The 5,750-nt window shown below is 43.0% G+C and carries 4 protein-coding genes and 1 pseudogene; all 5 read left to right on the plus strand.

Features of this window, described 5'->3' with window-relative positions; genetic code table 11:
- A pseudogene (locus J6I68_RS08705) lies at window positions 1–252 on the plus strand (carbohydrate ABC transporter permease); the annotation flags it as partial.
- Window positions 252–1,112, plus strand: a complete 861-nt coding sequence (locus tag J6I68_RS08710; protein ID WP_292219676.1) for a carbohydrate ABC transporter permease — start codon at window positions 252–254, stop codon at window positions 1,110–1,112. The pseudogene J6I68_RS08705 and the gene J6I68_RS08710, both read left to right, overlap by 1 nt.
- A 31-nt stretch (window positions 1,113–1,143) precedes the next feature.
- Window positions 1,144–2,925, plus strand: a complete 1,782-nt coding sequence (locus tag J6I68_RS08715; RefSeq protein ID WP_292219679.1) for a sensor histidine kinase — start codon at window positions 1,144–1,146, stop codon at window positions 2,923–2,925.
- Window positions 2,909–3,664 carry a response regulator transcription factor gene (locus J6I68_RS08720; protein ID WP_292219682.1) on the plus strand — a complete coding sequence of 252 codons (756 nt, stop codon included), beginning with the start codon at window positions 2,909–2,911 and terminating at the stop codon, window positions 3,662–3,664. Before J6I68_RS08715 ends, J6I68_RS08720 begins: the two co-directional genes overlap by 17 nt.
- A 1-nt stretch (window position 3,665) precedes the next feature.
- Window positions 3,666–5,690 (plus strand): GGDEF domain-containing protein, encoded by a 2,025-nt coding sequence (locus tag J6I68_RS08725; protein ID WP_292219685.1) that lies wholly within the window; start codon window positions 3,666–3,668, stop codon window positions 5,688–5,690.
- Window positions 5,691–5,750 lie beyond the last annotated feature (60 nt).

The following is a 5,750-nucleotide window of genomic DNA, read 5'->3' on the forward strand; positions in this document are numbered from 1 at the left end:
ATCATCAAGCCAATCATCAGAGTCAGCGTTATCTTTGCGGTAACAGGTTCCTTAAAGACATACGACCTTGTAAGGATCCTGACAGAAGGTGGTCCTTTCCAGACTACAGAAGTGCCTAGTACACTTCTTGAGAACATGCTGTTCTTAAGGAACAGGTACGGTATGGGAAGTACTATATCTGTAATGCTTATTTTGCTCTGCTTTGCCTTTGCACTTGCTATTACTGCGATATTTAGGGAGAAGGATGAATAATGGGGAACACAAATACTACAGATCAAATCAAAAAGACAAATCCGGCTGCAAAAGTCCTGATGTATGTATTTCTGACTTTCTGGGCCCTTGTTAATCTCTTCCCTATCTATTTCATGTTCACGTTTTCACTTAAGTCAAACGAAGAGATTTTTGGAGCTAACATCATAGGACTTCCCAAAGACTGGCTCTGGTCCAACTATACCCGCGCCATGGGCACAGGTAACATGGGTCTTTACTTTGTAAACAGCCTTTTGGTAACAACACTTGCCATCGGCATATCTCTTTTCGCTGCAATGATGGCAACATACGCTATAACAAGGATCAGCTGGAAGCTGTCCAGGCTGACCAATGCATTCTTTATGCTGGGACTCACCATACCGATTCAGGCTTCGATTGTTCCGGTTTATGTAGTGCTTTCAAAACTTCACTGGCTCAATAAGTACTCAACGCTTATTGTTCCTTATTCAGCATTTGCACTGTCCATGTCTATCCTGATATGCACAGGCTTCATGGTTGAGATACCATATGCTTTGGATGAGGCTGCCAGGATCGATGGATGCTCACTTACAGGAACCTTTTTCAGAATAATCCTCCCTTTGATGAAGCCTGCTGTGTCAACGGTTGGTGTCTACTCATATCTCCAGTGCTGGAACGAGTTCATGTTTGCTAATGTCTTCATTTCAGACTCAGCACACAGAACTCTTCCAGTTGGTATCAAAGCTCTTTCAGGAGCCTATACCACAGACTGGGGCCCGATTGGAGCGGCTCTCGTAATTGCGACTTTCCCAACTCTGATCTTCTACATCTTCCTTAGCAGAAGGATCCAGGAAAGTTTCATCGCAGGTGCTGTAAAGGGGTGAAAACCCGCGGGAAAAGTGATATCTTTATCCTATGAATAATTTTACGAAAAACAAAAAGACGATTTCTCTATCAATAAGACTTCAAAGAGTAATACTTGGTATTGTCCTTATAGTCACTATTTCTTTTCTTATAGCAATGTATATCCTTACGGAGAGGGAGAGAAGGGACTATGCTGTGCGAGAGTCTGAGAACATCCTAAAGACGCTTTCCAGCAGCATCAGTACGGATCTGGACAATTTCAAGGAACTCTCAAGACTTATTATGACAGAGAGTCGTCTTGTTTCGTTTCTAAGGGCTGATGTAAATAAGGTGGACATCAGCATGATAAACGATGCCAGATACGGGATCATGGACATCCTGAATGTAACAGAGGGTGTTGATACCGTTATTGTCATGCGAGAAGATATGATAGTGCTTGGCACCAACAGATTCACCTACACCTATGATTCCGATGCTATTTCGGATATGGGGTGGAGGAGTGATATTTATAAAGGAAAAGGCGCAGCTGTAGTGTCCCTTAACTCCAACGGTGTTGCAAAAAAAGCCGGAGACAGAAAAGTTATCACCATAGGAAGAGCCATCTACGATATTGATTCCCAGGAGAGAACCGGGATCATGCTCATGAACATAAAGCCCGTGATCTTTGACAACATGCTCTTTGGCCTCCACTACAATGATATCTGTATCATGGGATCAGATGGAACTTTCCTTGCTGGAAACAGCAGTTATGCAGGCTATTTTAATGAGAGCTTTTTGTCAAAAAAAATCGTTCACCAAACTAAGGTGGTGGATGGAAGAGGCGTTTTAGTCTCGGGTTGTCAGGTTAAGGATGCGCCAATAGTCATAATCAGGGTGTCTGATTTTGGAAAAGAGGGTATTCCCTTCAGAGTTATCTATGTGCTGTTATTTCTTTTGGTGATCCTGGTTTCACTGGCCTTCTACACAGGAAGTGTTATCAGAAAGCACATCACGGATCCTGTGTTTGAGCTGTCATCTGCCATGGAAAAGAACAGGGCATCAGGACAGCTTGATAAGATCAATGTTGCTGTATCAAGTAGTGAGCTGGAACTTTTGGAAGGCGACTACAACAACATGATCGATCACGTTAATGAGCTTATTGAAAGGCTCATGGAAAATGAGAAAACCTTGCAAAAAGCTGAGATGAGGGTGCTGCAGGAGCAGATCAAGCCTCATTTCCTGTATAACTCAATTGAGACCATCGGATTTCTGGCGCTGGAGGCAGGGGCTGATAACGTCCACGAAGCGCTTGAAACCTTGGGGTCTTTTTACAGAAACTTCTTAAGTAAGGGCGGAAGAGATATCCCGCTTTCTAGAGAGGTTAAGATTGTTAAAGACTATTTATCACTGCAAAAACTTCGTTATGGAGATATAATAGAAGACGAATATGATGTAACACCGGATACAGAAAACTGTATCGTTCCCAAACTGATACTTCAGCCCCTTGTGGAAAACAGTATTTATCACGGCATAAGACTTAAGGGCGAGAAGGGTCTTATCAGTATAAAGAGTTTCAGGTCTGAGACGGATCTTCACATTATAGTAAGAGATACCGGTGTTGGTATGAAGCAGGATCAGATTAAAAAGATCCTTTCTTTTGAAAAGAAAGACCGCCCGGCGGAGGCTGATGAGAGCTTCGGCCTTTGGGGCACCATTGAGAGGATCAGGATATACACCGGATACCAGGATGCAGTAAGAATACGAAGTGAAGAAGGGGAATTCACTGAAATTGAGATCATCATTCCTGGAATTGATCAAAGAGGAGCTGGGGTAGCTGATGAACAGACCGTTTAGGGTTATGATAATTGATGATGAAGAATCCGCAAGAAAGCTCATGAGAGCTGCAATCAAGTGGGATGAGCTGGGGATGGAAGTTGTAGGAGAGGCAGCCAGTGGCGTTGAGGCTATCAACATAATTGACGATCTCAAGCCTGATATTGCATTTGTAGACATTTCAATGCCCTTCATGGATGGCATTGAATTTACTGAGATTGCCACAAACAGGTACCCGCATCTTGTGATCATCATCATGACTGCCATTGATAAGTTTGAATATGCAAGGAAATGCGTAAGCATGCCTGTATTTGACTATATGCTAAAACCCATGGTCAGGGAGGAGATTACCAAGGTTCTTCAAAGAGTTGTGGTTAAACTTAAAGATGCTCCCGACTACTGGGAGGAGCTGGAGGCTAAGGCAGACAATTCCGCAGAAGCCGGTTCCACAGACAGTATAAAGAAATATCTTGATGATAACTTCACAGATTCCAAACTTAACCTTGCTTTTGTTGCTCAGGAGTTTGGCTTTTCGCCCAGCTATCTTTCCAGAAAATTTAAACAGGACACAGGGATCAAGTTTGTTGAATACTTAAATGACCTTCGTATGAAAAAGGCGCAGCAGCTTGCCAAAAAAGGTACCAAGATGTACTGCACGGCATCTGAAGTTGGGATTCCTGACCCCAACTATTTTAGCAGATGCTTTAAAAAATATGCGGGGGTGAGCTACTCGGACTATATGGCAGGAGGACAGCAATAAAATGTATTATGCGAGTGCCAGTATACTTGCAGCGATCCATCATCTTATCATCAATCATGAGATCATCAAAAATCGTAAAGACTTACCAAAGGATGGTGCCTATTACAAATATACACAGTTCCTTATTTCGCTGATGTTTTTTTATGTAGGGGACCTTCTTTGGGTATTTCTTTTAGAGATAAAAACATGGCATCTGGCTTATATTGATACTATGCTTTACTTTGGCGCCATGGCAGTGTCTGTTTTGTTCTGGACCAGATTTGTAGTGGCCTATCTGAGGAAGAATGGCATAAAATCTAAAGTCTTTCTTGGCCTTGGATGGGGAATCTGTATCTTTGTTATCTGCAGTCTGATATTTAATCTTTTTAATCCGATAGTTTTTAGCCTTGAAAAAGATATGACATATACCCCTCATTGGGGAAGATTCTTTTTACTGGGCGTGCAGTTTTTTATGTTTGCTGTTATCACCCTTTATTCTTTTCTTGCTATGAAAAGAGCTACAGGAAGTGATGTAGTGCACTACAGAGCGATCTGCATGTCCGGTCTAGTTATGGCAGTCTTTGTTTCTCTTCAGATGTTTACCGCATATGCTCCCTTTTATACATTTGGCTGCTTTTTGGCTAACTGCCTTGTTCACGTGTTTATTGAGGAAGATGAAAAAAGAGCCCTCAGCGAGTTTAAAGTAGCTACTCAGATGGAAAAAGAGAGATATACTCAGATAGCAACGGGACTTGCAAGGGATTACGAGGCAATTTATTACATCGATATAGAATCCGGAAGGTACATTGAGGTATCTACCAGTGAGCGCTATGACTCAATGAATGTTCCAAAAGAAGGTGTGGACTTCTATGCAGAGACCCGTGCCAACGCAAGGAAATATGCGCATCCTGACGACAGGGCTTTTGCTGAGAGCATGTATTTTAAAAACAAGATGCTCAAGAATCTTGAAAATAAGCCCTCTTATTCCTATCGCTACAGGGTGCTTGTTGGAGATGAGTACAGATATTTCCGCTTTGTTGTAAGGCTCTCTGATGACAAAAAACATTTTGTTTTGGGCGACATTGATATAGAGGATACTATGACAGCTAAGTCCCAGGAGATCGATAAGAGTAAGAGCCAGGTTACTTTCACCCGGATTGCTGAGACATTGGCGTCTAACTATGATGCTATCTACTATGTTGAGGTAAAGACCGGGAACTATGATGGCTTTTCCGCTGACAAGTTGTACGGAGACCTTCAGGTTGCAAGATCCGGAGAGGATTTCTTTACTGAGACCCTGAACAACATCATGATGATCGTTCATCCTCAGGACCGGGAATATATGCTTGATTCTCTGGACAAAGATAAACTTTTGTCTTCTCTTGAGGGCATGAAGAGAATTGTGCTTGAATACAGGCTCATCGTAGATGACAAGGTTGAACACATGAGACTTATCGCCAGAAATACCAGTGATGGTGAGCACATCATTATCTGTGTGGAGAATATTGAGAAGGAAGTTGAAAAAGAAAAAGAGCACCTTAAAGCGCTCCAGACAGAGAAAGAGCTTGCGCGAAGAGACGAACTTACAGGAACCAAGAACAAGACAGCTTTCGCCGAGCTTGAAAAATCTGTTCAGGGCAACATTGAGGGCGGACTTGATTACCTGCCCTTCGGCTTTGCAGTCTGCGATATAAATGACCTTAAGAAAGTTAACGACACACAAGGACATAAGGCAGGAGATGAGTATATCAAGGCTTCAGCCAAGCTTCTTTGCGACACCTTTGTCCACAGCCCGGTATTTCGTATCGGCGGCGATGAGTTTGTCATCTTCCTAAGGAGCGACGACTACATTAACCGCAGAAAACTCATAGCGGACCTTAAACAGACAGTCATCAACAACCAAAAGAGCGGCCAGGGACCTGTCATTGCCATAGGAACTGCCGATTACAACCAGGACACTGACTCTAACGTCAACGACGTATTTGAACGGGCTGACGAAGCCATGTACGAAAACAAGCGCTGGATTAAAGGCGGCGACGTAAGATAAAACAAGACAGGGGTGGACCATGGGGACGGGGTTAGTGGTTCATTGGGATGACTCCCAATG

It is taken from the genome of Butyrivibrio sp., from assembly GCF_017940685.1.
Taxonomy (GTDB): domain Bacteria; phylum Bacillota; class Clostridia; order Lachnospirales; family Lachnospiraceae; genus Butyrivibrio.

Coding starts and splice junctions, on each gene's coding strand:
- J6I68_RS08710 (WP_292219676.1), top strand. CDS start 252: ATGGGGAACACAAATACTACAGATCAAATCAAAAAGACAAATCCGGCT.
- J6I68_RS08715 (WP_292219679.1), top strand. CDS start 1,144: ATGAATAATTTTACGAAAAACAAAAAGACGATTTCTCTATCAATAAGA.
- J6I68_RS08720 (WP_292219682.1), top strand. CDS start 2,909: ATGAACAGACCGTTTAGGGTTATGATAATTGATGATGAAGAATCCGCA.
- J6I68_RS08725 (WP_292219685.1), top strand. CDS start 3,666: ATGTATTATGCGAGTGCCAGTATACTTGCAGCGATCCATCATCTTATC.